26 protein-coding genes and 1 pseudogene are annotated in these 26,201 nt (G+C 30.0%); all 27 read left to right on the top strand.

Annotation, left to right across the window (positions count from 1 at the left end):
* Positions 1 to 104: pseudogene (locus tag L992_RS13510) on the top strand (transketolase family protein); the annotation flags it as partial.
* A gap of 59 nt (positions 105 to 163) precedes the next feature.
* Positions 164 to 961: an ABC transporter permease gene (locus L992_RS08140; RefSeq protein ID WP_047395560.1), complete on the top strand. Its 798-nt coding sequence runs from the start codon at positions 164 to 166 to the stop codon at positions 959 to 961.
* A gap of 77 nt (positions 962 to 1,038) precedes the next feature.
* Positions 1,039 to 2,052, top strand: coding sequence for a murein hydrolase activator EnvC (locus L992_RS08145; protein WP_231549770.1), 1,014 nt, complete (start codon positions 1,039 to 1,041; stop codon positions 2,050 to 2,052).
* 11 nt (positions 2,053 to 2,063) lie between these two features.
* Positions 2,064 to 2,861 (top strand): NAD(+)/NADH kinase, encoded by a 798-nt coding sequence (locus tag L992_RS08150; protein WP_047395562.1) that lies wholly within the window; start codon positions 2,064 to 2,066, stop codon positions 2,859 to 2,861.
* Positions 2,855 to 4,516 carry a DNA repair protein RecN gene (recN, locus tag L992_RS08155; RefSeq protein ID WP_047395565.1) on the top strand — a complete coding sequence of 554 codons (1,662 nt, stop codon included), beginning with the start codon at positions 2,855 to 2,857 and terminating at the stop codon, positions 4,514 to 4,516. Before L992_RS08150 ends, recN begins: the two co-directional genes overlap by 7 nt.
* On the top strand, positions 4,516 to 5,307 hold the full coding sequence (locus L992_RS08160; protein WP_047384595.1) for a tyrosine-type recombinase/integrase: 792 nt from the start codon (positions 4,516 to 4,518) through the stop codon (positions 5,305 to 5,307). Before recN ends, L992_RS08160 begins: the two co-directional genes overlap by 1 nt.
* Positions 5,308 to 5,309: 2 nt before the next feature.
* Entirely contained in the window at positions 5,310 to 6,203 is an 894-nt protein-coding gene (gene era, locus L992_RS08165; protein WP_047395568.1) for a GTPase Era, read from the top strand.
* A 126-nt stretch (positions 6,204 to 6,329) separates the two neighbouring features.
* Entirely contained in the window at positions 6,330 to 6,929 is a 600-nt protein-coding gene (locus L992_RS08170) for a thymidine kinase (protein ID WP_047384598.1), read from the top strand.
* Complete coding sequence (locus tag L992_RS08175) at positions 6,929 to 7,780, top strand: KH domain-containing protein (protein WP_047384600.1); 852 nt, start codon at positions 6,929 to 6,931, stop codon at positions 7,778 to 7,780. Before L992_RS08170 ends, L992_RS08175 begins: the two co-directional genes overlap by 1 nt.
* Positions 7,781 to 8,200: an HD domain-containing protein gene (locus L992_RS08180; RefSeq protein ID WP_047395571.1), complete on the top strand. Its 420-nt coding sequence runs from the start codon at positions 7,781 to 7,783 to the stop codon at positions 8,198 to 8,200.
* A 10-nt stretch (positions 8,201 to 8,210) separates the two neighbouring features.
* On the top strand, positions 8,211 to 9,983 hold the full coding sequence (locus L992_RS08185; protein WP_047384603.1) for a TIGR03960 family B12-binding radical SAM protein: 1,773 nt from the start codon (positions 8,211 to 8,213) through the stop codon (positions 9,981 to 9,983).
* Positions 9,984 to 9,991: 8 nt separating this feature from the next.
* Positions 9,992 to 10,660 (top strand): uracil-DNA glycosylase, encoded by a 669-nt coding sequence (ung, locus tag L992_RS08190; RefSeq protein ID WP_047384605.1) that lies wholly within the window; start codon positions 9,992 to 9,994, stop codon positions 10,658 to 10,660.
* A gap of 74 nt (positions 10,661 to 10,734) precedes the next feature.
* Positions 10,735 to 11,127 (top strand): hypothetical protein, encoded by a 393-nt coding sequence (locus tag L992_RS08195; protein ID WP_047384607.1) that lies wholly within the window; start codon positions 10,735 to 10,737, stop codon positions 11,125 to 11,127.
* 108 nt (positions 11,128 to 11,235) lie between these two features.
* The gene (locus L992_RS08200) at positions 11,236 to 12,633 is read left to right on the top strand and encodes a UDP-N-acetylmuramoyl-L-alanyl-D-glutamate--2,6-diaminopimelate ligase (protein WP_047395573.1); all 1,398 of its coding nucleotides are present in this window, start codon (positions 11,236 to 11,238) and stop codon (positions 12,631 to 12,633) included.
* Positions 12,634 to 12,639: 6 nt separating this feature from the next.
* Positions 12,640 to 13,476, top strand: coding sequence for a 3-deoxy-8-phosphooctulonate synthase (kdsA, locus tag L992_RS08205; protein ID WP_047384654.1), 837 nt, complete (start codon positions 12,640 to 12,642; stop codon positions 13,474 to 13,476).
* Between the two features lie 2 nt (positions 13,477 to 13,478).
* The gene (locus L992_RS08210) at positions 13,479 to 14,435 is read left to right on the top strand and encodes an SIS domain-containing protein (protein WP_047395576.1); all 957 of its coding nucleotides are present in this window, start codon (positions 13,479 to 13,481) and stop codon (positions 14,433 to 14,435) included.
* Positions 14,436 to 14,501: 66 nt separating this feature from the next.
* Positions 14,502 to 14,708: a DUF1858 domain-containing protein gene (locus L992_RS08215; RefSeq protein ID WP_047384613.1), complete on the top strand. Its 207-nt coding sequence runs from the start codon at positions 14,502 to 14,504 to the stop codon at positions 14,706 to 14,708.
* Positions 14,709 to 14,819: 111 nt separating this feature from the next.
* Positions 14,820 to 17,552, top strand: a complete 2,733-nt coding sequence (locus tag L992_RS08220) for a DEAD/DEAH box helicase (RefSeq protein ID WP_047384615.1) — start codon at positions 14,820 to 14,822, stop codon at positions 17,550 to 17,552.
* An 8-nt stretch (positions 17,553 to 17,560) separates the two neighbouring features.
* Positions 17,561 to 19,321, top strand: coding sequence for a hypothetical protein (locus L992_RS08225; RefSeq protein WP_047384617.1), 1,761 nt, complete (start codon positions 17,561 to 17,563; stop codon positions 19,319 to 19,321).
* Positions 19,322 to 19,432: 111 nt separating this feature from the next.
* Positions 19,433 to 20,086 (top strand): N-glycosylase/DNA lyase, encoded by a 654-nt coding sequence (locus tag L992_RS08230; protein ID WP_047395579.1) that lies wholly within the window; start codon positions 19,433 to 19,435, stop codon positions 20,084 to 20,086.
* A gap of 95 nt (positions 20,087 to 20,181) precedes the next feature.
* Positions 20,182 to 21,492 carry a tRNA (N6-isopentenyl adenosine(37)-C2)-methylthiotransferase MiaB gene (miaB, locus tag L992_RS08235; RefSeq protein ID WP_047384620.1) on the top strand — a complete coding sequence of 437 codons (1,311 nt, stop codon included), beginning with the start codon at positions 20,182 to 20,184 and terminating at the stop codon, positions 21,490 to 21,492.
* Between the two features lie 16 nt (positions 21,493 to 21,508).
* The gene (rho, locus tag L992_RS08240) at positions 21,509 to 22,756 is read left to right on the top strand and encodes a transcription termination factor Rho (RefSeq protein WP_047384622.1); all 1,248 of its coding nucleotides are present in this window, start codon (positions 21,509 to 21,511) and stop codon (positions 22,754 to 22,756) included.
* The gene (locus L992_RS13880) at positions 22,756 to 23,769 is read left to right on the top strand and encodes a M23 family metallopeptidase (protein WP_047395582.1); all 1,014 of its coding nucleotides are present in this window, start codon (positions 22,756 to 22,758) and stop codon (positions 23,767 to 23,769) included. The genes rho and L992_RS13880 overlap by 1 nt, the downstream gene beginning before the upstream one ends.
* 48 nt (positions 23,770 to 23,817) lie before the next feature.
* The gene (gene ispG / locus L992_RS08250) at positions 23,818 to 24,867 is read left to right on the top strand and encodes a flavodoxin-dependent (E)-4-hydroxy-3-methylbut-2-enyl-diphosphate synthase (RefSeq protein WP_047384624.1); all 1,050 of its coding nucleotides are present in this window, start codon (positions 23,818 to 23,820) and stop codon (positions 24,865 to 24,867) included.
* A 58-nt stretch (positions 24,868 to 24,925) separates the two neighbouring features.
* Complete coding sequence (locus L992_RS08255; RefSeq protein WP_047384626.1) at positions 24,926 to 25,378, top strand: RNA polymerase sigma factor; 453 nt, start codon at positions 24,926 to 24,928, stop codon at positions 25,376 to 25,378.
* Positions 25,379 to 25,708: a hypothetical protein gene (locus L992_RS08260; RefSeq protein WP_047384628.1), complete on the top strand. Its 330-nt coding sequence runs from the start codon at positions 25,379 to 25,381 to the stop codon at positions 25,706 to 25,708. It abuts the gene before it with no gap.
* 11 nt (positions 25,709 to 25,719) lie between these two features.
* Positions 25,720 to 26,130: a hypothetical protein gene (locus L992_RS08265; RefSeq protein ID WP_047384630.1), complete on the top strand. Its 411-nt coding sequence runs from the start codon at positions 25,720 to 25,722 to the stop codon at positions 26,128 to 26,130.
* The last annotated feature ends 71 nt before the right edge of the window (positions 26,131 to 26,201 follow it).

Here is a 26,201-nt window from a genome sequence, read left to right on the forward strand (position 1 = left end):
GAATCTATGACAAGTTTGGTCAAAGTGGAAAAGCTGAAGAGTTATTAGAGAAGTATGAACTTACAGCAGATAAGTTAGTATCAGTAGTAAAAGAAAACTTATAGAAAATACATAGTATAGAGGCGAGTTAGACTGGCCTCTATATTTTAATTAGGGAGAAGAGATGGAAAACAGAAAAGGTAAAAGAACATTTATAGCTTTAGCATTAAGTTTTATGATATTTAATATATTTATTTCATTATCTTCTAATAGCTATTTTATTGGGAAAATTTTAAAAAATAACTACTTTATGACTGTGGAATTACAAAATGATAGTGCAAAAGAGAAAATACAAGAGTTTGAAAAATTTCTTTTGGAAAATGAAAATGTTAAAGGGATAAAATTTTTATCAAAAGAGGAAGCTTTTAGAAATTTACAGAAAGAGTTAGAGATAGTTATACCAAAAAGTGAAAATCCATTACCAAATTCAATAATTATATATTTTAAAGATGAAAAAAACCTCCATGCCATCCAAGAGTTACTAGATGTTAATCCTATGGTGAGAGAGATATATATAGATAATCAATTTTTACAAACAACAGAAAGAAAAATTAGTGCAGTTAATATGTCATTATTTTTATGTTTATTTTTATCATTAGGAATGTGCTATCAAATAATAACTATATTAAGAGGAGTTATTGTAAGAGATTACATGCTCTATGCAGTGAAAAATCCTCAAAATAAAAGAAACTTTTTTGTAGCTAGAAACAAAAATTTGATTCCTTTTTTAGGAAGTGCAATAGTTGGAGGGTTAATATTTTTTAATATTTATATAATTTTAAGAGAAAGATATCAAAAAATTCTTTCAACGTTGATTCTTCAGAGTTTTAAACAAATAGTTATATTAGAAGTTGTAGCTACATTAGTTGTAATAGTATTAGCATGGAAATCAACAGCTAAACTAAAAAAGGATGAGGTTTAGTTATGAGAGTGTTGATGATTTTTTTTATTTGTTCAAATTTTATTTTTGCGGATAGTGTTGATAATTTAAAAAATCGTATGAAGAAAATTGAGAGCGAAATAAAGCAGAAAAATACACGAATTGAAAATATAAACTCAGAAAAAATTAGTGTAGAAAAACAAATTGAAAATATAAATAGTGAGATAAAAGAGATAGAAAAAGAAGCTGAAAAAATTCAGGAAGAGATAAAAATAGTTAATAGAAATATTCAATACGGAGAATTAAATTTAGATGTAAGTAATAAGGTTTTAGATAGAAGAAAATCTGAGTTTAAAGCTAAAATGATAGAGGTAACTAGAAAATCAAATTTAGAAAGTGATACAAAAGAAAGAAGTATTGCAAAAAGAAGTTTTTCTAGACTACTTTATGGTGATTTAGAAAGTATGGAGCACATAAAAACTGTTCAAACTTCAATAACACAAGTTAAAAGAGATATTGAAAATGATAGACAGAAACTTACTGTATTAAAGAGAAGATTAGACTCAAATAGAAGGTCAGGTGAATCTAAAAAGCAAGAAAAAAATAGACTGATAACAAGATTAAACCAAGAGAAAACTTCCCATGTAAATACTATAAGTAAGCTACAAGTTCAAAAGAAAAATATTGAAAAAGAAATTGAAAGAATTATTAAAGCTAGAAGTGTCGCTGCTAAAACCGTAAAATTAGATACTGCTGTAGCAAATCTAGGAAAGTTCTTAAAGCCAATAACTGGAAACGTAGTAGTAAAATTTAAAGAGAAGAAAAATGGAGAAGTTATAAGTAACGGAATAGAAATTGCAGGAAAGATGGGAATGAAAGTTAAGGCTTCATCAACTGGAAAGGTTATATATGCAGATAAATTCCAAGGGTTAAATAATGTGGTAATGGTGGATTACGGCTATAACACGATAGGTGTTTATGGAAACCTTATCGCTGTAGGTGTTAAATTAAATCAGCAGGTTCAAAAAGGACAAGATATAGGAGTTCTAGGATTGAATACAGAGAGTAAAGCAAATCTTTATTATGAAGTGAGATTTAATTTAAAACCAATAAATCCGGAAACTCTATTTTAGGGAGGATATAGATGAAAGGAACTATAGTTTACAATGATAATAAGAATGAAGCAATAAAGCTTTATCAAGAACTTTTAGAGTTCTTTAAAGAAAAAAAAATCGAGATAGTTCCGATTGAAAATATAATGGATGCTGATTTTGCAGTAGTTATTGGTGGAGATGGAACTTTATTGAGAGCTTCTAAAACGCTGATAAAAAATAAAAGAATAGATATTTTTGCTGTAAATGCAGGGTCGCTAGGTTTTTTAACAGAGATAAAAGTTGAAGAGTTTCGACCAACTTTTGATAACTATTTAAAAGGATTAGTTAAAATTGAAAGTAGACATCTTCTAGAAGTAGTTATAAAAGATGAGAAAATAGATGTTTTGAATGAGGTTGTAATATCAAAAAAGATGGCTAGTTCAAAAATTTTAAATATTGAGATGAGTACAGAAAACACGAAAATTTGTAACTATAAAGCTGATGGAATAATAATAGCAACTCCAACAGGATCAACAGCTTACTCTTTATCAGCAGGAGGTCCAATTGTAATGCCGCAAATTGAAGCGATAGTTGTGACTCCTTTAGCTCCTCATAACTTAGCAACTAGACCTATAATAATTAGCGGTAAAGAGAGATTAATTTTAACTTTAAATCCTGAACAAAAAGGTAGTATAATAGTAGATGGTGAAAATGAAAGAGAGATAGAAAAAGGAGAAGAGATTCAAGTTTATTACTCTCATAAAAAAATAAATCTCATATTACCTGAAGGAAGAGATTACTATGGAATCTTAAGAGATAAATTAAAGTGGGGAGATAATCTATGTTAAAAGAGTTGAAAATAGAAAATTTAGCTATAATAGAAAAAGTAGATTTGGAGTTTGAAAATGGTTTGATTGTTTTAACGGGTGAAACTGGGGCAGGAAAATCGATAATTTTAAGCGGAATAAACTTATTGATAGGAGAAAAAGCTAGTGCTGATATGGTTAGAGATGGACAGGATTATCTGTTAGCTCAAGGTGTATTTGCTGTAAATGAAGAGCAAGAAGCAGAGCTTAAAGAGCTTGGAATAGAAGCTGAAGATAACGAAGTTATTGTGAGACGGCATATAGATAAGAATGGAAAAGGAAAGGCTTTTGTAAATAATATAAGAGTTCCGATGTCTAGTTTGAAAGAGATAATGGGAACTCTGGTAGATATAGTTGGTCAACACTCACATCAGATGCTTTTAAATAAAAGTAATCATTTAAGACTGTTGGATAGATTCTTAGGTGAGGATGGAATTGCAATAAAAAAACAGCTAGAAACTATATACAATGAATACTCTAGCCTAGAAAGAAGAATTCAAGATGTTGAAAAAAATAAGAAAGAAACTATTGAAAAAAAAGAGTTTTATGAATTTCAACTTCAAGAGATAGATAAAGTAGCTTTGAAAGATGGCGAGGATGAAAAATTAGAGGAGGAGTATAAGAAACTTTTCCATGCTGGAAAAATTAAAGAGAAATTATCTTTAACAGAGGATTTATTGAAAGATAATGAAAGAAATGCTTTGAGTATTATATACAACAGTAGAAAGAATTTAGAAACAATTTCTAAATATGGAAAAGAGTTTCAGGAGAATTTAGAAAGATTAGAAAGAGTTTACTACGATCTTCAAGATTGTGTTGACTCAATAAAAGATTTAAATGATGATATAGAAGCTGACGATATGAGATTAGAAAAAGTTATATCGAGATTAGACACAATAAATCGTTTAAAGTCAAAATATGGAGATCAAATTTCAGATATAATTGAATATAGAAATAACTTAGAAGAAAAATTACAGCTATTAGATGAGAATAGTTTCCAAGTAAAAAAATTACAAAAAGAAAGTGATGAAGCAAAAGAAAAATATTATAAATTAGCAAAAGAGTTGACTGAAATTAGAAAATCAAAAGCTAAAATAATAGAGGATAATCTTCAAGATGAGCTTAAAGGTTTAAATATGGGGGATGCAAATTTTAAAATTGATTTTGAAGAATCAGCAACAATGTCTTCAAATGGAATAGATTCGGTTGAATTTATGATATCTACAAATGTTGGTCAAGGATTAAAACCACTTTGGAAAGTAGCCTCGGGTGGAGAGGTAAGTAGAATAATGTTAGCTATCAAGGTTATATTCTCTAAAGTTGACAATATCCCAATTTTAATATTTGATGAAATAGATACTGGAGTAGGTGGAGAAACTGTTAGAAAAATAGCAAATAAACTTCAGGAGATTGGTGAAACAACTCAAGTTATGAGTATAACACACTCTCCGGCTATAGCGGCTAAAGCTTCTCAGCAGTTTTATATAGAGAAAGGTTTAGTAGAGAATAAAACTGTAACTAAAGTAAAAGAGTTAAATTCAGATGAAAGAATTAAAGAGATTGCAAGAATGTTAGCAGGAAAAAATATATCTGAAGCTGTTATAGAACATGCTAAAGAGTTGTTAGGTGATATATGATGAGGTTATTGGAGAGTTTTATAAAATACAAATCAGATTCAAAGGGATTAAAGAAAGAAACTTTGGATTTATATAATGGTGATATGAAAGATTTTCAAGAGTTTATAGTTAAAGATTTATTAGAAGTTAATAATGATGACATTTTAAAATATATTGAATATTTGAAAAATAGTTATCAACCAAACTCTATTTTAAGAAAAATAAGTACAGTAAAAACTTTTTATAGATACCTATTAGAAAGAAGACTGATAGATGACAATCCAACAGATGGAGTAGTGATGGGAAGAGCTCCAGAAAAAGAACTAGAAACTTTAGAACTTTGGGAGATTAATAATATACTAGATAGTTGTAAAAAAGACTCAAAAGGATTGAGGGATAGATTGGTGATAAAATTATTGGTGGAAACTAATTTGTCAATAAATGATATTTTAAAAGTTAGACTATCAGATTTAGAACTTTTCTCATATGGATTTATTTTTAACGAGGATAAGGGAGAGAAGATGAAAATATCCGAAGACCTTTCTGAAGAGTTAGAGTTATATGTGAAAGAAACAAGACAGACACTTGTTCCTGCAAAGAGTAATCTTGTATTTTCGGGATTTAGTAGACAATCATTTAGAGCAAGATTTATGTCTCTTGGAAAAAAATCTGGAATAGAAAGAGAGATAACTCCAAATATGTTGAGAAATACTTTGAAAACTATGGTAAAATATAATGATGAGAGTAATGAAGAACAATTTCTTTTAGAATTAAAAGAAAAGTACTTTAAAATTGGAATAGGAGATGATTAAAGGTGAAAGCTGGATTTATAGCTGTTGTAGGTAGACCAAATGTTGGAAAATCTACATTAATAAATAAACTTGTAAATGAGAAAGTGGCTATTGTTTCTGATAAAGCGGGAACGACTAGAGATACAATAAAAGGGATTTTAAATTTTAATGATAATCAATATATATTCGTGGATACTCCAGGAATACATAAGCCAAAGCATCTATTAGGAGAACATATGACTAATAGTGCTGTGAGAGTTCTTAAGGATGTAGATGTTATAGCTATGGTAATAGATGCTTCTCAAGAAATTAGTACAGGAGATTTATTTGTATTAGAAAAAGTTAAAGAAGCAAGAAAAACACCAAGAGTTCTAATTGTAAATAAAATAGATAAAATAAACGATGAAGAGCTAATTCTAAAAAGAGCTGAGATTGCAGAAAAACTTGGTGAATTTGATGCTATAGTAGAAATTGCAGGACAATATGCTATAGGAGTTCCAAAGTTATTAGAAGCACTTGATCCATTCTTAGAGGATGGAATGAAATATTATCCAGATGATATGTACACAGATATGCCTATGTATAGAGTAATAACTGAGGTTGTAAGAGAAAAAATATTAGAAAGAACAAGAGATGAAATTCCTCACTCTGTAGCAATAGAAATTATAAATGTTACAAGAAGAGATAATGGAAAAGATAAGTTTGATATAAATATCTATGTTGAAAGAGATTCTCAAAAAGGTATTATAATTGGAAAACAAGGAAAGATGCTTAAAGAGATTGGAACTCAAGCTAGAAAAGATATTGAAAATCTTATAGGAGTTCAAATTTATTTAGAACTTTGGGTAAAAGTAAAAGATGACTGGAGAAAGAAAAAACCATTCTTAAAAGAATTAGGATATGTAGAGGAAAAATAATAAAAATAGAAGTGGCTCTTAGAGTCACTTTTTTATTTCAATGAATATATAACTTTGTGTTGATGTGGTAATTATGTTATAATAGAAAATAGGTAAAAAATAGTTGTAGATGGAGGAAAAAATACAATGCATTTATTATTAACAGAAGGAATGGGTTGGATAGAGGTCGTAACAGGAAGTATGTTCTCAGGAAAAAGTGAAGAATTAATAAGAAGAATGAGAAGATCAAAGTACGCAAATCAAAAGATGGTAGTTTTTAAACACGCAAGTGATGATAGATATGATGATACAAAAGTGGCGTCTCATAGCCAAGCTTTTATAGAAGCTGTTCCAGCTTCAACAGTAGAAGAGATGAGAGAGATAATCAGAACTCAATATGAAGATGTGAGAGTTGTTGGAATAGATGAGGTTCAATTCTTCGGAGAAGAAGTTGCAGATTTTTGTGAAGAACTAGCGGATTCGGGAAAAAGAGTTGTTGTTGCAGGATTAGATCAAGATTTTAGAGGAGAACCTTTTAAGCCAATGGATAGATTAATGGCAAAAGCTGAGTATGTGGATAAGTTCAATGCAATATGTGCTTGCTGCGGGAATCCAGCTTCTAGAACGCAAAGACTTGTGAATGGAGAGCCAGCTTACGAGGATGATCCAATTGTTTTAGTTGGAGCGAGTGAAAGTTATGAAGCTAGATGCAGAAGATGTCATATAGTTAGAAAAAGAGGAGAGTAATGGATTTTAGAGGAGTTGAAAAAACTGATAAATGGGGATACATATTTACAGTTTTTTATAATGGAGAAAAGTTTCACTCTTTTGATGAGATGGCAGGAAAAATCACTGTAAAAGGTGAATTTAGAAGAGTGATGAATGAGTTAGGATTCACTTGGGCAAAAGGTATTCAACAAGGTGGAAGAACGGATGCTAAAGTTTCTGCTGAAAGAAATATGCTTTATGTGAGCAGTAACTTTGAAGGAGATTTAAAAGATATTATTTTTAAATTTAACGAAAAGATGAAAGAATCTATTTTTATAAGAAAGGTTCAAAAAACTTTTCCAAATCTTTCGTTTCCTGAATATGTAGATAAAAGAGAGTATCTTTATAGATATCCTAAAAAAAGAATAAAAAGACCTTTAGAAGAGATTCAAAAAACCTTAGAAGAAATCAGTGGAACTTATGATGTAAGTAGATTTACAGATAAGAAAGGTTTAGAGCTAAAAGAGCATGAAAGAAGCGTAGTTGTAACTTTTGAAAAAAATGTTCTTAGATTTATAGGAAACTCATTTATGCCTAAGCAAGTTAGAAATATGTCAGGATATATTTTAACAGGAGAGGTTGAAACTTTTCCGGGTAAATATCTAACTTTGGAGAATGTGTATTTAAAAGATGAGTTGCTAGATAAAATGATTTTACCTATCCCTGATATGACTGTTTCAGGTGTTGAAAAAATAGAGCGAACAGCAGATGGAAAAATTTATATATTTTATGTTCAAAAAGATAAAAAAGGCGAAGTGATAGGAAAAAATGCTTCAAATATTAAAGCTTTAAGAAAAGAGTTTGGAAATATAATTATAAGGGAGATTTAGATGATTTCTAGATTGAAACAAGCTTTTAGATGTTTGTTTTTAAAGTTTGATAAAAGAGATGAAGAGGAAGTAAAAAAAATTCTTTCAAAAGAGGAGTTTAGTATTTTTAACGAGATGAGTGATTACGATAGACTGCACTCTTTTCTGATTTACAAAGCTGTTCAAAAAAATGAGGTTTTAAAGAAAGAGAGTAGATATTTGAAGTTAGCTTTACTACATGATTGTGGAAAAGGTAACGTCACTTTTTATAGAAGAGTTAAAAAGGTTTTGATAGGTGATGAAATGCTAGAGAAACATCCAGAAAATGCCTACCAAAAATTAAAAGAGATAGATTTAGAGTTAGCAAGACTATGTAGAGATCACCATAAAAAAAATGTTGAAGATAAAATGAGAATCTTTCAACAGATAGATGATGAATAAGAGGAGAGAGATGAGAGTAGATATAAGTAAATATTTAATGTCAGTAGAGAAACCAGCTCAATATTTAGGTAATGAGATAAATAGTTTTCATAAAGATTTAGATACAATAAAGGCAAGAATGTGTTTATTCTTCCCAGACATCTATGAAGTAGGAATGTCAAACTTAGGAATTAAACTTTTATATTCAATTATGAATAAAGTTGATAACTTCTATTTAGAGAGAGGATTTGCTCCTATGGAGGATATGGAAACTTTAATGAGAGAGAATAATATTCCAATGTTTTCATTAGAGACAAAAACAGAGTTAAAAGATTTTGACGTTGTAGGATTTTCACTTTCTTATGAAATGTGTTATCCAAATGTTTTAAATGCTTTAAACTTAGCAGGGATACCTTTACATGCTGATCAAAGAGGAGAGGAGCACCCTCTTATAATGGCTGGTGGAACTTGCATGATGAATCCAACAACTATGGAAAAATTCTTAGACTTCTTCGTTATTGGTGACGGAGAGGAAACAATGACTAAACTAGCTCAAACTTTAGTAGCTTTAGCAGGAAAAAGTAAAGCTGAAAAATTAGAGGCTATAAAGGACTTTGAAGGAGTATATATTCCAAAGTTACATAAAGGTGTAAAAAGAATAAAAAGAGCGATATTACAAGATTTAGATAACACACCATCATACTCAGAGCAATTGGTTCCATACATTCAAATTGTTCATGATAGAGCTTCTGTTGAGATACAAAGAGGATGTACAAGAGGATGTAGATTCTGTCAAGCTGGTTATGTATACAGACCAGTTAGAGAGAGAAGTTTAGAAAAAAATATAGAGCTTATTGATGATATGTTATACAACACAGGATATTCTGAAATTTCTCTGTCATCATTAAGTAGTAGTGACTATACAGCTATAACACCATTGATAGATGGATTACAAAAGAAATATGAAAATAAAAACTTAGCAATCTCTTTACCATCATTAAGAATGAATACTCATTCTGTAGATGTAGCTGTAAATATAAGTGGAGGTAAAAGGCCAGGATTTACATTTGCACCTGAAGCTGGAAGCCAAAAAATGAGAGATGTTATAAATAAAGGTGTAACAGAGGATCAAATATTAGAAACAGCAGAAGCAGCAGTAAAAGCAGGATGGGATAACTTGAAATTTTACTTTATGATAGGATTACCTTTCGAAACTGATGAAGATGTAATGGGAATCTATGAACTAGTAAAAAAAGTAACATACAGATGTAGAATGATAAGAAAAAGAGTAAATATAACTGCAAGTGTTTCTAATTTTGTGCCAAAACCTCATACTCCTTACCAATGGCAAGAGCAAATGAGTGTAGAAGAGACAGAAAGAAAGCAAGGGATGTTAAGAGACGCGTTCAGAGGAATGAAGGGTTCAACTCTTAGAATGCACCCACCTAAGAAATCTTATTTAGAAGGGTTTTTATCTAGAGGAGATGAAAGAACAGCTGATCTTATAGAGAAAGCTTATGAAATCGGAGCTAAATTAGATGATTATAAAGATAACTATTCGATTTGGAAAGAAGCTATGGAAGAGTTAAATATAACTGACAAAGATTACTTAGGAGAGAGAGCTTTAGATGCAACTTTACCTTGGGATATAGTGGATGTTGGTGTAAGTAAAGAGTTCTTTATAAGAGAATTAGAAAATAGTGAGAAGCAAGCATTGACAGTTGATTGTAGAGAGCAATGCTCTGGTTGTGGAATGAAAAAATATATAAAAGAGTGTGGATCATTAACTCTAGATAAAAAATAGGAGTTGCTATGATGAAAATAGGTAATGATTGGGATGAAGTTTTAAAGAGTGAATCTGAAAAAGATTACTTTTTAGAATTGAAAGAGTATTTGAAAAAAGAGTATTCGGAAAAAATAATTTATCCACCAAAAGATGAGATATTTACAGCTTTTAAATTGACGCCTTATAAAGATGTAAAAGTTGTTATATTGGGTCAAGATCCTTATCATGGTTTTGGTCAAGCTCACGGACTAGCTTTTTCTGTAAAAAAAGATATAAAAATACCACCATCTTTAAGAAATATGTATAAAGAGATTTTAGCTGAAGGAGAGGGAGAGATATTCAATCATGGATGTTTAGAATCTTGGGCCAAACAGGGAGTATTTTTGCTAAATGCAACTTTAACTGTAAGAGAGAGTGAAGCTAACTCTCATAGCAAAATAGGTTGGACACAGTTTACAGATGAAGTGATAAAGATGATAAATGATAAAGATGAACCTGTTATATTTGTGCTTTGGGGAAACAACGCTAAAGCAAAGAAAAAATATATTACCAATCAAAAACATATAGTTTTAGAAGGGGTTCATCCAAGCCCACTTTCAGCGAGTAGAGGATTTTTTGGATGTGACCATTTCAAAGATATAAATAAAACTTTAGAAAAATTATGTAAAAAAAGAATAGATTGGAATATATATTAATTTTATACAGTTATCTATTGACAGTAATTAGTTTAATGAGGTAATATTATATAAAAATCTTACGGGAGGGTTTAATGAAAAAGTTATTAGTTTTATTGACAGTATTAGGAGCAGTTACATTTGCAGCAGAGCATAGAGATGGTACTTATAGAGGAGTTTATATATCAGGACAAGAAACTCAAGTAGAGATTCAATTCGATTTAAAAGATGATAAAGTTGAAAATCCTAGATATAGAACTTTATTTTATAAAGGTGAAGATTTTTTAAAAAATAAAGATTTAGAGAAGAATAAATCTCAATATGAAGCATTATTCCCAGCAATAACTGGTAAAAATGTAAATGAAGCTATGGAAACTCTTTATAAACCAGCAGATATAGAGAATGCTGGAGCGACAGTAAGAGCAACTAAAGTAAGATCGGCAATAAAGCATGGATTAAACACAGGAGTTTATACACCTGCTAAATAGTTTTTGAAACAGAGGAGAAATCCTCTGTTTTTGTTTAGTATAAGGTATTGTTTTGTTTTTATTTTAAAAATGTTATAATAAATTCAACAATATGAGTGAGGGATGAGGATGGAAAAATTATTTAAAGGATTGGAATATAAAATTTTAAAATCAGGTACTAAAGATATATATTCTGGAGATTTAGAATATGACTCGAGAAAAATAAAATCTGGAGATATATTTGTAGCCTTAAAAGGAGCTCTAGTAGATGGTCATAGATATATAGATAAAGCTTTAGAAAATGGTGCTGCAGCAGTTATTGTTTCTGAAGCTGTAGATTTAAAAGGGGATATAAGCTATTTTTTAGTTGAAGATTTAAGAAATAAGTTAGGAGTAATTGCTTCTAATTTTTATGAGAGTCCTGAAAAAAAATTAAAAATAATTGGAGTTACAGGAACTAATGGAAAAACAACGACGACATATTTAATAGAACAAATTTTAGGAGAGGAGTCTGTTGCAAGAATTGGAACGGTAGAGTATAAAATTGGAGATGAAATTATAGAAGCACCGAACACAACTCCGGAATCTTTAGATATAATAAAAATGAGTAAGAAAGCTGTTGATAAGGGATTGAGATATCTTGTTATGGAAGTTAGTTCTCATGGATTAACAAGCGGAAGAGTGGATATGTTAAAATTTGATGTAGCAGTATTTACAAATTTAACTCCAGAACATTTAGATTATCATAAAGATATGGATGATTATTTTGAAGCTAAAAAAATACTTTTTGATAAATTAAAAGATAAAGGTAATGGGGTTATAAATATTGATGACTCTTACGGAAGAAAGATATATAACGAATTTGGAGGAATTAGTTACTCATTGAATGGGGAAGCTGATTTAGACAATAAGACAATAAAAGAGATGAAACCAACACTGCTTGGAAAATTTAATATGTATAATGTATTAGCAGCTATAGGAGTTGGAAAACTTTTAGGAATAGACTCTAACTTAATAAAAGAGAGAGTTGAAAATATAAAAGGAGCTCCAGGAAGATTTGAAGCGGTTTCAGTAGGACAGGATTTCAGAGTTGTAGTTGATTATGCACATACAGGAGATGCTCTTGAAAATATTCTTCAAGGTGTTGTAGATTTAGGAGAAGAGGGCAAAATAATAACTGTTTTTGGCTGTGGTGGAGATAGAGATAAAACTAAAAGACCGGTTATGGCAGAGGTGGCAGAAAGATATAGTCAACTTGTTATTGTAACATCAGATAATCCAAGAACAGAGAAGCCAGAGGATATAATCGAGGATATAATAAAAGGGTTTAAAAACAAAAACTACATTATAGAAATAGATAGAAAAGAAGCTATAAAAAAAGCGGTTTTAAAAGCTGAAAAAGATGATATAATACTGATAGCTGGAAAAGGGCATGAAACTTATCAAATTTTAGGAACAACAAAGATTCACTTTGATGATAGAGAGATTGCTGTAGAAGCTATAAAAGAATTAAAAGAGGTGAAATAATTGAAAATAGTTCAAGAAGTAAAAAAAGTTAAAATAGCAGATAAATTTGAAATTGGTGGAAATAATAGATTTACATTGATAGCTGGACCTTGTGTAATTGAGTCTGAAGAGTTAGTAATGGAAGTCGCTGAAAAAGTAAAAGATATTTGTGATAGATTAGGAATAAACTACATATTCAAAGCATCTTTTGATAAAGCTAATAGATCGTCAATCCATTCATATAGAGGACCTGGAATTGAAAAAGGTTTAGAGATTTTAAAAAAGGTAAAAGAGAGATTTAATGTACCTGTAGTAACTGATGTACATGAAGCTTGGCACTGTAAAGAGGTTGCAAAAGTTGTAGATATAATCCAAATACCAGCATTTTTATGTAGACAAACAGATTTACTAATAGCAGCAGCAGAAACAGGATTACCTGTAAATATAAAGAAGGGTCAATTCTTAGCACCTTGGGATATGAAAAATGTTGTTGTTAAAATGGAAGAGATGAACAATCCAAACATTATGTTATGTGAAAGAGGTTCAACTTTTGGGTACAACAATATGGTTGTAGATATGAGAGGGTTTGGAGAGATGAGAAAATTTGGATACCCTGTTGTATTTGATGTAACTCATGCAGTACAAAAACCAGGTGGATTAGGAACAGCAACATCTGGAGATAGAGAGTTTGTATTCCCTCTAATGAGAGCAGGACTTGCAATAGGAATAGATGCAATATTTGCTGAAGTTCATCCAGATCCAACAAATGCAAAGTCAGATGGACCAAACATGTTATTCCTATCTGATCTAGAAGAGATATTAAAAGTAGCAGTTAAAATAGATGATTTAGTAAAAGGTAGATAGTTATGGATATGAAAAAAATAGCCCAAGACCTTTTCGACAAAGAGATATGCGAGTTAGAAAAAGTAAAAAATAAAATTTCTGATTCTTTAGAAATTGTTGTAAACCTTATCCTTAACTCAAAAGGAAAAGTTGTAATAACAGGAATTGGTAAGTCAGGAATAATTGGTAAAAAGATAGCAGCAACTTTAGCATCGACAGGAACTTTAGCTGTATTTATGAATTCAGCAGAAGGATTACATGGAGATTTAGGGATGGTAAATAAGGATGATGTAGTTATAGCTATATCAAATAGTGGAAATAGTGATGAAGTAATTTCAATACTTCCATCTATTAAAAAAATAGGAGCAACATTGATTGCTATGACAGCAAATCCAAACTCAAGACTTGGAAAAGAGGCAACAGCAGTTTTAGATATAGGAGTGGAGCAAGAGGGTTGTCCATTAAATTTAGCACCGATGTCTTCAGCTACAAGTACATTAGTTATGGGAGATGCATTAGCAACAGTTTTAATAAAAGCTAGAAACTTTAAGCCAGAAAATTTTGCTGTGTATCATCCAGGTGGAAGTTTAGGAAGAAGACTTTTAATGAAGGTAAAAGATGTTATGCATAAGGATTTACCAATTGCAGAACTTCGAAGTGATATGGATACAGTAATAATGACTATGACTAAGAAAAGATTAGGAGTAGTTTGTATAGTAGAAAATGATAGTTTAGTAGGAATAATAACAGAGGGAGATATCAGAAGAGCTTTAAAGATGAGAGATAAGTTCTTCGAGATGAAAGCTGAAGATATTATGACAAGAAACTATACATTTGCAACACAGGATATAATGGCTTTAGATGCATTAGAACTTATGGAAAATAGAGAGAGTCAAATCTCTGTATTGCCAGTTTTAGAGAATAAAAAAGTTGTTGGTGTTGTGAGAATTCACGACTTGCTAAATGTGGTAGGAAAATAGTTGACAAAAAAAGTAAAGTTTAATATAATTTAAACGTAATATAAAGGAAAATAGGAGGATTAAAAAATGGTAACTAAAGATATGAATATTTTAGAAGCAGTACAAAAATTCCCAGTGATTTCAATGGTATTTAAGAAGCACGGATTAGGATGCGTTGGATGTATGGTAGCAGCTGGAGAAACTTTAGGAGAAGGAATCTCTGCTCATGGATTAGATGCAGATGCACTAGTTGAAGAGATGAACGCTTTAATAAAAGAATCAGAAGCAAAATAATTGTTTTTTAAAGGACTCTAATTAAAAGAGTCCTTTTTTAATTTCTTGATAACCCTTAGAAAATTTGATATAATATATTTCAGAAAAAATTTATATACGAGGGAAAAGGGTATGGAATCTAATTTAGAAAAAAAGGAACAATCATTATTTTTTACTTTGACTTGTGATGAAGTAGGAACTTATGTATCTTTAGTAGACAATAATGGTGAAGTAGTAGAGGATACTACAGACTTTGAAATCAATGATGAGAATGATTTAAGCATTATTGATTTAATTAAAGAGATAAAAGAGGATAGCTTTTTCTCTGGGTGGGATAATGAAAAAAATGAACTATATATCGATGAGAATATAGAGATTTTAGATTATCTAAAAAATAGTAAAAAGGTAGTTACAGGGGATATGAAACCTATAAATTGGTTTCTAAGTGGGAATAAGATAGTATTAAAGATTAATTTTGTTGAAGAGGATAGTGAGCTTTGTGAAGGAAAGCTTCTTCTGAATGGTGAAAAAGAGTTTACAGTAGTTTCAGATAACTATGTTTTAAGTGATGATTCGATGTATTGGATAGATATTCCAAAAGATACAATACATATCTTAAAAGAGATGGAATCAAAATTTACAAGAACTGAATTAGAGAAATATCTTAGTTTAGCATTTTCATTTGGAAGTGGAATAGAAATAGAGTGTTTAGACTATGAAATGGTTGATGAAGGAAATATGAAACCAGTTCAAGAGTTAATAATTGAAAAGATATCTCAAGATAATAGTTTATATTTAAAAATAGGAGCATCAATTTCAACTATAGATTATGAATTTTTAAAAGCTCATACTTTGGAAAAGGCTTTAGTAATTAAAGATGATTTAAAAAGAGTTGAGATAACAAAAGTAGAACCAGCATACTTAGATGAAACAGTGGAAGAGATAGTAAAAACGATTGTTAAGCATCAAAAGAATTTAAAAATAAAATCAAGTTTTTATGTAGATGAAAACTTTATAATATTACAAGAGAAGTTAGCTAGAGAGTTTGTAACTCAAGAATTACTTCAGTTAGCAGGAAAATATAAGGTTGTAGGAACTGACAATTTAAAGAAATATAGCGTAAAAGCTGTTAAACCAAAGGTTGTAGGAAACTTTAAACATGGTATAGATTTCCTAGAGGGAGATGTACATTTAGAGATAGAGGGAGAGAAATTCTCGATAGTTGATGTTTTAAATAGTTTTAAAAAAGATTCATATATTGTATTAAGTGATGGAACAAACGCATTGATAAACAGAAAATATATGGAAAAATTAGAGAGAGTGTTTAAAGATAATGGAAAATCGAATGTAAAAATTTCATTCTTTGATTTACCAATAATAGATGACTTGATTGAAGATAAAGTCTTAGCTAATGAGATAAAGAAAACAAAGAGTTTCTATAGAGGAATAAATCAAATAGAGAACTATAATGCGGAGATGCCACTAATAAATGCAACATTGAGAGAATACCAAGAGTATGGTTATAAATGGTTGAGATATCTGATGGATAATAACTTAGGTGGATGTTTAGCAGATGATATGGGATTGGGAAAAACGCTTCAGGCAATAACGTTGATCACTAGTTTACATACTGTGCCAGGAAGAAAATCTCTAATAATAATGCCAAAAAGTTTAATCTATAACTGGGAAAGTGAGATAAGAAAGTTTAGTCCAACTTTAAAATGTGGGATATATTATGGAAACTTCAGAGATAAAACTATATTTAATGATGTAGAAGCAATAATTACAACTTATGGAACTGTAAGAAATGATATAGAATATTTAAAAGAGATGAAATTTGATTTGATAGTGTTAGATGAATCTCAAAATATAAAAAATGTTAATGCACAAACAACAAAAGCAGTTATGTTGTTAGATGCAAAATATAGATTAGCTTTAAGTGGAACTCCAATAGAGAATAACTTAGGGGAGCTATATTCATTATTTAGATTCTTAAATCCATCAATGTTTGGAACTTTAGATGAATTTAATTATCATTACGCAAATCCAATTCAAAAAGAAAATGATAAGGAAGCGATTGAAGAGTTAAAGAAAAAAATATATCCATTTATTCTTAGAAGAGTAAAAAAGGAAGTTTTAAAAGATTTACCAGATAAGATAGAGAAAACTCTATTTATAGGAATGAATCCAGAGCAAAAGAGATTATATGAGGAGAGAAGAGCTTATTATTATGGCATGATAAATAGTCAAATAAAGAGCCAAGGATTAGGGAAAACTCAATTCTATATACTTCAAGCTTTAAATGAACTTAGACAATTAACAAGTTGTCCTGAGATGAAAAATCCAAATATACTTTCAAGTAAAAGAGAGGTACTTATAAATAATGTTCAAGATGCAGTTGAAAATGGTCATAAAGTACTAATCTTTACAAACTATATAAAAAGTATAGAGAGTATTACAGCGGATTTAAGAAAAAGAGGGATTAAATACCTAGAGATGACAGGAGCAACAAAAGATAGACAAGGATTGGTAAATCTATTCCAAAAAGATAAAAAATATAAAGTTTTTGTAATGACTTTAAAAACTGGAGGAGTTGGACTTAATCTAACTGCAGCAGATACAATATTTATATATGACCCTTGGTGGAATAAAACTGTTGAAAATCAAGCTGTTGACAGAGCTTACAGACTAGGACAGGATAGAACGGTATTCTCTTATAAATTGATATTAAAAGATACGATAGAGGAGAAAATATTAAAGCTACAAGAGAGTAAGAGTCAGCTATTAGATAATTTAATATCTGATGAAGGTGCGACTTTAAAAACTTTAACTGAAAAAGATATAGAGTTTATTCTTGGAGAATAGGAGATGGTATGGGAATAAGTAAAGATAGATTTAGAAAAGCTTTGAATGAAAGTTATTCAAAAGAGGTTCTTTTTAAAATATTTAAAAAATACTTTTTAGATTGGATAGCAGAGGGATATATAGGAAGTAATTTAGGATTGTTTGAGATATCTTTAATATCAGAGACGACAAACAAACAGACATTTTTAGAATTGATGGAACAGATGTACTCGAAAGAGGAGATTTTTAAAGGAATCTTCTCATCTTTACCAAAAGAGGTTCAGGAGGTTTTTGAAAGTGTAGCTTGGAAAGGTAAATTCAAGATAAAAGATAGAGATTTATATTTAAAAGATGAAGAGGGATATAATATAAAATCTGAATTGAAAGATGAGTTTTTATTTTTTACAAAGAATGGAGATACTAAAAGAGGCGAATATTTAACTTTAAATAATGATATTGTGAGAGTCATGAGAAGATTTATGAATAAACCAAAAGAGTATTTTATTTATAAATTAAATAACTGCCAATCAGAGTTTAAAGAAAATAATGAAGAGAAAATCCAAGAAAATCTGAGAAAATATTACTCATTCTTTAAAGATGGAAAGATGCAACTTTCAAGTAGTGGAAAATTATTGAAAGAATCTAAGAACAATATGAAAAAGTATTGTAATATCCATGAGTATTATGAGGGGATAAAAGATTTAGAGTTTTTAAAGACAGAAACAATGGGGTTGTTTTTATTTCTATTCAAAGATGAATATTTAAATGATGATTTTATAAGATCTAGCAATTTAAAATCAATTGTGAATGGATTCTTAGATGGTAGCATTATTAAAAGTGAGGATAATACCTATATTAGTCTTTATTTAAATTATTTAAAGGGAATAAAGAATGTAGGGAAATCAAATGATGAGATAAAAAGAGGTTTAGCTACGATTAAGATGATCTTATCAGAGTTCCCTGATGACGGATATGTCTCAATAGATAATATAATAAAAAGTATTCTTTATAGAGATGAGTTTATAGAGATTATAGATGTCGAATCAGCATTTGCAACTCTTTATATAAATGAAGCTAATTATGAGAGAACAAAAATTGTAGGATATGATAAGTATTTAGCTTATGTTGTAGAACCATTTATAAAATCAGTATTCTTTATTCTAGCTTCGCTAGGTGTACTTGAAATATGTTATGAGAAGCCATCATCAGCAAACTCATTATATTTAAAAAATGGATATTTAAGTAAGTATGATGGAATCAAATATGTTAAATTTACAGAATTAGGAAGATATATCTTTGATAGAGTTCCAACATATGATTTTAAAGTTTTACAAGATGAGGGACAAATTGTTTTAGATGAAGATAGATTGATTGTTACTGTTTTAGGTGAAAGTCCTTTAAGAATGATGACTTTAGAAAGAATAGCAAATAAGATAGCTCCAAATAAATTTAAGATAACAGAGGAAACTTTGACAAAAGGTTTAGAAAATTTAAACGAGGTTCAGAGTAAAATTCAAGAGTTTAAAGAGAAAATAACAAATGATTTACCAACAAATTGGAATAGATTCTTTGGAGAGGTTATGGAGAAGACAGAGTTAATTACACATGTACCAGAGTATAAGGTATTAAAATTAAAAAATGACAAAGATCTTCTATCGGCGATAACAAAAGATAAAAGATTTAAGAGTTTAATTTTAAAAGGTGAAGATTTACATATAATGGTAAAAAAGGAAAATTTAGATAAGGTTTCAGGATTATTTAAAGAGTATGGTTATTTTGTAAATCTATAATTTAAAGTAGGATAGAGCACATTGCTTTATCCTATTTTTTTTAAAAAACAACTGCAAAGAGTTAAAAAAGTATGATAAAATTAAATTATGATAACTCGAGGAGGTAGTGCTATGAAAAACACCTATTTTTATGAAGTTGAAAAGATATATGAAAATATAAAAGATAGAATAGAAAGTAGATTAGAAGACTACAGAAGAGTATGGAGAGAAGGGGATAATAAAGCTGTGTATTGTGAATTGGCTTTTTGTATATTGACACCTCAATCTAAAGCTAAAAATGCCTGGAAGGCAATCAGTGAACTAAGGGATTCAAAAATTCTTTTTACAGGTACAGAAGATGAGATTTTACCTTTTTTAAATATAGTTCGTTTTAATAAAACTAAAGCTAAAAACTTATACCTTTTAAGGCAGCAGATGACAAATGAAAAAGGTGAGTTTATAACAAAAGATTTTTTCTCTAGTTTTAATTCTATACTCGAGATGAGAGAATGGATAGTAAAAAATATAAGAGGGATGTCTTATAAGGAAGCAAGTCATTTTTTAAGAAATGTGGGATTTGGAAAAGAGTTAGCAATATTGGATAGACATATTTTGAAAAATTTGGTGGCATTAGAAGTAATAGAAGTAATACCTAAAACGTTATCACCGAAACTTTATAAAGAGATTGAAGAGAAATTGAAAAAATATTGTAAAGAAGTAGGAATTCCGATGGATAATATGGATTTGTTACTTTGGTATTTAGAAGCGAAAGATATATTTAAGTGATGCTTTACTAAAGATTTATTGATAAAACTTGTACTATTATGATATAATTTTTTACATATTTAAATCGTAATTTGTTAAATTTTGGAGGAGAAAAATTGAAGAACGCAGCAATTGTAACTTACGGTTGTCAAATGAATGTCAACGAAAGCGCAAAAATAAAAAAAATATTACAAAATATGGGATATAATATAACAGAGGATGTATCAGAGGCCGATGCAGTATTTTTAAATACATGCACAGTTAGAGAAGGTGCAGCTACTCAAATTTATGGTAAATTAGGAGAGTTAAAAGTTGTAAGAGAAAAAAGAGGAACAATTATAGGAATTACAGGTTGTTTCGCCCAAGAGCAAGGAGAGGAATTAGCAAAAAAATTCCCTATAATTGATATAGTTATGGGAAATCAAAATATAGGAAAAATTCCAGCAGCTCTTGAAAAAATTGAATCTGGAGATTTTAAACATGTTATTTATACAGGAGAAGAGGATGAATTACCTCCGAGATTAGATGCAGAGTTTGATTCTAAGAAAACAGCATCAATTCCAATAACTTATGGATGTAATAACTTCTGTACATATTGTATAGTTCCATATGTTAGAGGAAGAGAAAGATCAGTGCCTATGGATCAAATTTTAGAGGAAGTTAAAGGATTTGTCGAAAAAGATTATAAAGAGATAATGTTATTAGGACAAAATGTAAATTCATATGGAAATGATTTAAAAACAGGAGAAAATTTTGCAACTCTATTAGAAGAGATTTGTAAAATAGAGGGAGAGTTCTTAGTAAGATTCGTTTCACCACATCCAAAAGATTTTGGAGATGACGTAATTGATGTTATCGCTAAAAATGAAAAAATCGCAAGATGTCTACACCTTCCACTTCAAGCAGGATCATCAAAAGTTTTAAAACTAATGAATAGAAAATATACAAAAGAGCAGTATATAGAGTTAGCTGAAAAAATAAAATCAAGAATTCCAGGAGTAGCTTTAACAGCAGATATCATTGTTGGATTCCCTCATGAGACAGAAGAGGACTTCCAAGACACATTGGATGTTGTTTCTAAAGTAAAGTTTGATACAGCATTTATGTTTATGTATTCTCCAAGAGAAGGTACAGCTGCTGCGACTATGGATGGTCAAATAGAGCAAGAAATAAAAAAAGATAGATTAAAGAGATTGATAGATTTACAAAATGAAAACTCTAAAGAAACAAGTTCTACTTACCAAGGAAAAACAGAGAGGGTTTTAGTTGAAGGACCAAGCAAAAAAAATGAAGAAGTTTTAAGTGGAAGAACATCGACGAATAAAATAGTTATCTTTAAAGGAGATAAAGAGTTAGAAGGAACGTTTGTTAATGTAAAAATAAACGAATGCAAAACATGGTCTTTATATGGAGAGATCGTAGAATAGTAACCTCGGAGGTATAATGGATAAATTAGAAAGTTTTTTACTAAAAGAGTTACAAGAGATGGCAAGGCAGATGGAGATAGATTATTCAAGTAGGACCAAAAAAGCTGAAATTGTAGATTTAATAACAGAAGCCATGGAAGCTAAAGAGGGAATGCATTTAGCTTGGGGAAATCTTGAAGTAATGGCGGATGGATATGGATTTTTAAGAAATACTAATGTGGAGAAGGACGTTTATGTATCTGCTTCACAAATAAGAAAATTTAAACTAAGAACAGAAGACTTTATCGTAGGAGAGGTTAGAGAAGCTGTTCAAGGTGAAAATAATTATGGGCTTAGAAAAGTATTGTTAATCAATAGTGGAAGTATCCAAGAAGCAGCAGCAAGGGTTCCATTTGATGAGTTAGTTCCAGCTTATCCTACAGAGTTATTAAAGTTAGAAACAGATTCTAAAAATGTTTCTGGAAGAATAATTGATTTAATAGCTCCTATAGGAAAGGGGCAAAGAGGACTTATTGTAGCACCACCAAAAGCTGGAAAAACAGTTTTAATCAGTAACATCGCTAACTCAATAATAGAAAACAATAAAGGAATCGAAGTTTGGATTTTATTAATAGACGAAAGACCCGAAGAGGTTACAGATATAAAGGAAACAGTAAAAGGAGCTCAAGTTTTTGCATCAACATTCGATGACGATCCAAGAAATCATATAAAGGTTACAGAGTCGTTGTTAGAAAGAGCTAAAAGAAAGATAGAAAATGGAGAAGATATAGTGATTTTAATGGATTCTTTAACAAGATTAGCTAGAGCTTATAACATAGTTATACCATCTAGTGGAAAACTTATATCTGGTGGAATAGATCCAACAGCACTGTACTATCCTAAAAAATTCTTTGGTTCAGCAAGAAATATAAGAAATGGTGGAAGTTTAACTATTTTAGCAACAGCTTTAGTTGATACGGGAAGTAAAATGGATGATGTTATATATGAGGAATTTAAGGGAACAGGTAACCTAGATATCCACTTAGACAGAAATCTTGCAGAACTTAGAATTTACCCATCAATAGATATTCAAAGATCGGGAACAAGAAAAGAGGAGTTACTGATTGAAAAGAAAAAATTAGAATCAATATGGGAGATAAGAAGATATTTAACATCTCTTGATAAAGCAACAGCAACGAAAAAGTTGATAGATACTATTTCATCTACGGAGAGTAACGATAAGCTTATAGAGATGTATGCGAAATCTTTTGCAAGGGGGAAATAGTGAAGGAAGTACTAAAAATATTTGCTATAATAATAGCAGCATTTATAGCTATGTTAATACTAGTTTTTAAACCCTATAAATCAGAAGTTGTAGATTTGAAAAAATTCACAGAATATTACTCTGAAAATACAACGGTTGAAGAGGGTGGAGGTTTTGAGTTAGTAGATGGAAACTTTTATACAATAGAGAAAGAATACAAAATTGGAGTTGATGAGGAGTTCGAAGGAGTTCCTTTAGAAGAAGTAGATTTAAAGCAAGCTTATGAAATTCCAAAATTAGAAAGTTATATAGTGGCTAATGGAGATACTTTAGGAGCAATAGCAGATAAGAATGGTATATCTTTGGAGGTTTTAAAAGCTAATAATCCGGGAATTTCAAATAGTTTGAAAGTAGGGCAAAAGATAAATGTAGTTAAAGCTAATGGTGTTTTTTATAAAGTTAAAAGAGGAGACTCTCTTTTTAAAATAGCTTTGGCATACAAGGTTGATGTTGATGACTTAAGAAAATACAACAATTTAAGAAATGACAATATTAGAGTTGGAGAGGAACTTTTTATAAACAATCCAAGTGAAGAGAGTTTGAAAAGGCTTACTCAAAGTGGAGGAGTGAAAAGTACAACCACTCAGAGAAACTTTACAATGCCTGTAAAATGGGCAGGAGTTACAAGTCCTTTTGGAAAAAGATTCCATCCAGTATTAAAAAGATATATTCAACATGCAGGGATTGATATGAGAGCTAGATACGTCCCATTGATGGCTTCAAGAGACGGTACGGTTGTGTTCGCAGGATATATGACAGGTTATGGTAAAATTATAAAGATTAACCATGGAAGTGGTTATGAAACTAGATCGGCTCATTTAGAGAAGATGTACGTAAAAGTTGGAGATAAGGTTAAGTCTGGACAGGTTATTGGTCAAACAGGAATGACAGGAAGAGTAACGGGACCTCATCTACATTTTGAAATTAGAAAAAATGGAAAAGCTAATAATCCTATGAATTATTTAGTTAGATAGCCCTAGATTAAACTAGGGCTTTTTTTAGATTTTATATGAGGTGAAAAAATGAGAGAATCTAAAGTTATAAAGGTTGGCAGATTATTAATAGGAGGGGGAAATGAGATTGTAATCCAATCTATGACAAATACTCCAACTCATGATATTGAAAAAACTGTAGCTCAGATAAAGGAGCTTCAAGATGAGGGATGCCAATTAGTAAGAGTAACAGTAAATACAGAAGAAGCTGCAAAAGCTATAAAAGGAATAAAGGAAAAGATTGATATTCCTTTGGTAGCAGATATACATTTTGATTATAGACTAGCATTGCTGGCTATTGAGAATGGGATTGATAAATTGAGAATAAATCCAGGAAATATAGGAAGTGATGAGAAAGTACAGGTTGTTGTAGAAAAAGCTAAAGAGAAAAATATTCCAATAAGAATAGGTGTAAATTCTGGTTCTTTAGAAAAAAGTATTTTAGAAAAATATGGAAAACCGACAGCTGATGGAATGGTTGAAAGTGCACTTTATCATATGAGGCTTTTAGAAAAGTTTAATTTTGAAAATATAGTAATATCTTTAAAATCAAGCAATGTAAAGATGATGGTAGAGGCATATAGAAAGTTGGCATCGATGTGTGAGTATCCACTACATTTAGGGGTTACAGAGGCTGGAACAGCATTTCAAGGAACAGTAAAATCAGCGATTGGTATTGGTTCTTTATTAGTGGATGGAATTGGTGATACTATAAGAGTTTCATTAACTGAAAATCCAGTTGAAGAGATTAAAGTAGCTAGGGAGATTTTAAAAGTTTTAGGATTGATAGAGGTTGGAGTAGAGATTGTATCTTGTCCTACTTGTGGAAGAACAGAGATAGATTTAATAGGATTAGCTCATCAAGTTGAAGAAGAGTTTAAAAAAGTTGATAAAAAGATAAAAATAGCTGTGATGGGTTGCGTTGTAAATGGACCTGGAGAAGCCAAAGAGGCCGATTATGGAGTAGCTGGTGGAAAAGGTGTGGGTGTCCTTTTCAAAAAAGGGCAAATAGTCAAAAAAGTTGATGAAAAAGATATTCTTCATGAATTAAAAAAAATGATTGAGGAGGATTTTAATTAAAACTTTTTTGAGCTAATTATAGTCTAAAATTATAAAGCTAAAATAATGAGGTATTTAAATGGATTTTGATCAATTATATAATGAGTATTTTGATAGAATATACTATAAAATACTATCAACAGTAAAAAATGCCGAAGATGCCGAAGACATAGCACAGGAAGTTTTCATTAGTGTTTATAAAAATCTCAAAGGATTTAGAGAGGAAAGTAATATCTATACTTGGATTTATAGAATAGCTATAAACAAGACTTATGATTTTTTCAGAAAGAAAAAACTTAACCTTGAATTGAATGATGAGATTTTGAGTGTTGAAAGTAATGAAGACTTTAATATTCCAATTCTTTTAGAAGAGAAGTTAAAAGAGCTACCTTTCCAAGAGAGGGAGATAGTTGTTTTAAAAGATATATATGGCTATAAGCTGAGGGAGATTGCAGATATGAAAGATATGAATATATCCACAGTAAAAACAATATATTATAAGGCAATTAAAGATATGGGAGGTGTAATATAAATGGTATCTCCAAAAGAGAGAGTAAGAGCTAATATTTATAAAACATTGTTGGAAGAGGAGAAGAAGAAAAAGAAGAAGATGTCTGTTTTTTCTTTATCTCTTTTTGTTGTAGGAGTTTTTACAGGAACTTCATACGATAAAATAATCAATAAGAATATTGCTCCTACTGAGAGTCTAGTAGCTTTTGAATCAGGAGAGTTACAAAAGAAAGTTTCTGAAAAGAAAGATATAGGATTCACAATTGATGATTTATTTCAAGCAGATGAAATAAGGATTAATAGAAGAGATTTTAATACTGAAAATCTTTTTGTTACAGATCTACAAATTTAGTGGAGGATTTTATGAAGAAAATAGTAATGGGACTACTGATACTTGTGGCTAGTGTATCAGCCTATGCAACATCGGGAATAGGGATAGTAAAAGATGATGATTTTAAAGCTGTAGGGGTTAGTCAAGACAATATTGAAAGAGTCAAAATTATAATTGAACAAGCAAGCATTCAATATAAATTGAAAACATTAGATAAAAAAGCTTTAGAGATTGAAATTAATAAATACATATTAGATGGAACAGAAAAAAATCTTGAAAAATTAAATGAATTAGTAGAAAAAATAGGGTTATTAGATGCTGAAATAATAAAAGATAGATTGAAATATCAGATAGAGGTTCAAAAATTTATAACTACAGATCAGTATTTAAAAGCTAGAGAGTTATCATTAAAAAGAATAGCTGAATCGACAGAAAAGCAATAGAATAAAATCTTCTTCTTTATATAGTGTAAGGAAGGAGATTTTTTATTTTATTTTTAAAGTAAGTATGGTAT

It is taken from the genome of Cetobacterium sp. ZOR0034, assembly GCF_000799075.1.
Lineage (GTDB): Bacteria > Fusobacteriota > Fusobacteriia > Fusobacteriales > Fusobacteriaceae > Cetobacterium_A.

Coding starts and splice junctions, on each gene's coding strand:
- L992_RS08260 (WP_047384628.1), top strand. CDS start 25,379: ATGGTATCTCCAAAAGAGAGAGTAAGAGCTAATATTTATAAAACATTG.
- L992_RS08145 (WP_231549770.1), top strand. CDS start 1,039: ATGAAGAAAATTGAGAGCGAAATAAAGCAGAAAAATACACGAATTGAA.
- L992_RS08195 (WP_047384607.1), top strand. CDS start 10,735: ATGAAAAAGTTATTAGTTTTATTGACAGTATTAGGAGCAGTTACATTT.
- L992_RS08175 (WP_047384600.1), top strand. CDS start 6,929: ATGGATTTTAGAGGAGTTGAAAAAACTGATAAATGGGGATACATATTT.
- L992_RS08210 (WP_047395576.1), top strand. CDS start 13,479: ATGGATATGAAAAAAATAGCCCAAGACCTTTTCGACAAAGAGATATGC.
- L992_RS08200 (WP_047395573.1), top strand. CDS start 11,236: ATGGAAAAATTATTTAAAGGATTGGAATATAAAATTTTAAAATCAGGT.
- L992_RS08170 (WP_047384598.1), top strand. CDS start 6,330: ATGCATTTATTATTAACAGAAGGAATGGGTTGGATAGAGGTCGTAACA.
- L992_RS08265 (WP_047384630.1), top strand. CDS start 25,720: ATGAAGAAAATAGTAATGGGACTACTGATACTTGTGGCTAGTGTATCA.
- L992_RS08140 (WP_047395560.1), top strand. CDS start 164: ATGGAAAACAGAAAAGGTAAAAGAACATTTATAGCTTTAGCATTAAGT.
- rho (WP_047384622.1), top strand. CDS start 21,509: ATGGATAAATTAGAAAGTTTTTTACTAAAAGAGTTACAAGAGATGGCA.
- L992_RS08160 (WP_047384595.1), top strand. CDS start 4,516: ATGAGGTTATTGGAGAGTTTTATAAAATACAAATCAGATTCAAAGGGA.
- ispG (WP_047384624.1), top strand. CDS start 23,818: ATGAGAGAATCTAAAGTTATAAAGGTTGGCAGATTATTAATAGGAGGG.
- L992_RS08220 (WP_047384615.1), top strand. CDS start 14,820: ATGGAATCTAATTTAGAAAAAAAGGAACAATCATTATTTTTTACTTTG.
- ung (WP_047384605.1), top strand. CDS start 9,992: ATGATGAAAATAGGTAATGATTGGGATGAAGTTTTAAAGAGTGAATCT.
- L992_RS08215 (WP_047384613.1), top strand. CDS start 14,502: ATGGTAACTAAAGATATGAATATTTTAGAAGCAGTACAAAAATTCCCA.
- L992_RS08225 (WP_047384617.1), top strand. CDS start 17,561: ATGGGAATAAGTAAAGATAGATTTAGAAAAGCTTTGAATGAAAGTTAT.
- L992_RS08180 (WP_047395571.1), top strand. CDS start 7,781: ATGATTTCTAGATTGAAACAAGCTTTTAGATGTTTGTTTTTAAAGTTT.
- L992_RS08150 (WP_047395562.1), top strand. CDS start 2,064: ATGAAAGGAACTATAGTTTACAATGATAATAAGAATGAAGCAATAAAG.
- L992_RS08255 (WP_047384626.1), top strand. CDS start 24,926: ATGGATTTTGATCAATTATATAATGAGTATTTTGATAGAATATACTAT.
- L992_RS08230 (WP_047395579.1), top strand. CDS start 19,433: ATGAAAAACACCTATTTTTATGAAGTTGAAAAGATATATGAAAATATA.
- recN (WP_047395565.1), top strand. CDS start 2,855: ATGTTAAAAGAGTTGAAAATAGAAAATTTAGCTATAATAGAAAAAGTA.
- L992_RS08185 (WP_047384603.1), top strand. CDS start 8,211: ATGAGAGTAGATATAAGTAAATATTTAATGTCAGTAGAGAAACCAGCT.